This window comes from Parasediminibacterium sp. HNIBRBA5674, assembly GCF_056745525.1.
In genome coordinates, this window is record NZ_JBQWIE010000074.1 from 1 (window position 1) to 2,500 (window position 2,500).

Annotated in this window: 2 rRNA genes (1 of these 2 cut by a window edge); both read right to left on the reverse strand. The window is 46.4% G+C overall.

What is annotated here, in order from left to right:
- Positions 1 to 48: 48 nt before the first annotated feature.
- Positions 49 to 159: ribosomal RNA gene (gene rrf / locus ACT9TX_RS18185) — 5S ribosomal RNA — on the reverse strand.
- Positions 160 to 247: 88 nt separating this feature from the next.
- Positions 248 to 2,500, reverse strand: a 23S ribosomal RNA gene (locus tag ACT9TX_RS18190) (it continues 550 nt past the right edge of the window).

Consider the following 2,500-nt stretch of genomic DNA (forward strand, 5'->3'; position numbering starts at 1 on the left):
TACATAAAAAAACCTCTAACAATTTGGTTTGTTAGAGGTTTTAAATAAATATGGCAACTACCTACTCTCCCGGCGTAATGCGAGTACCATCGGCCATGGGGGACTTAACTTCTCTGTTCGGAATGGGAAGAGGTGAACACCCCCGGCAAAATCACCATAAGACATTAAAAATTAACAATTATTAATTAATAATTACTAATTAAATAAGGTGACATATCGGGAAGTTATCTTGTTACAAGAAAATAAAAAAATAAAGCTTACGGGCAATTAGTACTACTCGGCTTTGTTGTTACCAACTTTACACCTATAGCCTATCAACGTCATAGTCTTTGACAGCCCTTAAAAGTAAACTCATCTTGTGGAAGGTTTCACGCTTAGATGCTTTCAGCGTTTATCCTTGCCGTACATAGCTACTCTGCATTACACCTGGCGGCATAACAGATACACCAGCGGTACGTACATCCCGGTCCTCTCGTACTAAGGACATGTCCACTCAATTTACTAACGCCCACCACAGATAGAGACCGAACTGTCTTGCGACGTTCTGAACCCAGTTCACGTGCCACTTTAATCGGCGAACAGCCGAACCCTTGGGACCTTCTCCAGCCCCAGGATGTGACGAACCGACATCGAGGTGCCAAACCTTACCGTCGATATGAGCTCTTGGGTAAGATCAGCCTGTTATCCCCGGAGTACCTTTTATCCTTTGAGCGATGACCCTTCCATGCAGAATCACCGGATCACTTTAGCCAGCTTTCGCTCCTGCTCGACGCGTTTGTCTCACAGTCAAGCACCCTTTTACTAATGCGCTCTGCGTACGATTACCAACCGTACTGAGGGTACCTTTGCAAGCCTCCGTTACTTTTTAGGAGGCGACCACCCCAGTCAAACTACCCACCATGCAATGTCTCCTTGTTCAGGATTAGGTTCTAAGCAACAAAAGGTTGGTATTTCAACGTTGACTCCACAATGCCTGGCGACACTGCTTCATAGTCTCCCAACTATCCTACACATTTGTTGCTCAAAATCAATGCAAAGTTGTAGTGAAGGTTCACGGGGTCTTTTCGTCCCGTGGCGGGTAACCGGCATCTTCACCGATACTACAATTTCACCGGGCTCGCGGAGGAGACAGTGTACAACTCATTAGACCATTCGTGCAGGTCGGAACTTACCCGACAAGGAATTTCGCTACCTTAGGACCGTTATAGTTACGGCCGCCGTTTACTGGGGCTTCAGTCAGAAGCTTTGGCTTGCGCCGAACATCCTTCCTTAACCTTCCAGCACCGGGCAGGTATCAGGCTCTATACGTCATCTTACGATTTTGCAGGGCCCTGTGTTTTTGTTAAACAGTTGGTTGTACCATTTTACTGTGACCGTATCGCTACGGTACGCTTTATCCCGAAGTTACAGCGTTAATTTGCCTAGTTCCTTCTCCGCGGCTCACCCGAGCGCCTTAGAATACTCATCCCATCTACCTGTGTCGGTTTACGGTACTGGCTGCTATGCTCGCTTTTCTTGGAAGAGCTTTTATTGTTTCGCTTTTGCCGAAGCATCCACTCAGCGTACTATTCCGTAAGTACGCAACAACCACGGCTCTCCGTCACTTTTAATGCATAGTAGGTGAAGGAATATTAACCTTCTTTCCATCAACTGCCCCTTTCGGGTTTGCCTAAGGACCAGACTAACCCTGATCTGATTAACATTGATCAGGAAACCTTAGATTTTCGGCGATGAAGTTTTTCACTTCATTTATCGTTACTTATACCTACATTTTCTTTTGAAAACGCTCCAGCATTGGTCGCCCAACACCTTCAACGCAGTTTTCAATGCTCCCCTACCACTTCAAATAAATTTGAAATTTAGATCTTCGGTTCGTAGTTTGATGCCCGATTATTTTCCGTGCAGGGCCTCTCGACCAGTGAGCTGTTACGCACTCTTTAAATGAATTGCTGCTTCCAAGCAAACATCCTGGCTGTTATAGAAACCCCACCTCGTTTGATCAACTTAACTACGTATTAGGGACCTTAGATGCTAATCTGGGTTATTTCCCTCTCGGCCATGGACCTTAGCGCCCACAGCCTCACTGCCGCAGATATTTATTAGCATTCGGAGTTTGTCAGGGTTTGGTAGGCGGTGAAGCCCCCTAGCCCAATCAGTAGCTCTACCTCTAATAAACTTCTATATGCGACGCTGTTCCTAAAAACATTTCGGGGAGAACGAGCTATCTCTCAGTTTGATTGGCCTTTCACCCCTATCCACAGGTCATCTCAAGACTTTTCAACGTCAACGAGTTCGGTCCTCCAGTGTGTGTTACCACACCTTCAACCTGCCCATGGATAGATCACAAAGTTTCGCGTCTGCCCCCACTGACTAATCGCCCTATTTGGACTCGCTTTCGCTTCGGCTCCGTTAAATAAGAACTTAACCTCGCCAGTGAGGAGCAACTCGTAGGTTCATTATGCAAAAGGCACGCCGTCACTCATATTGCAGAGCTCCGACC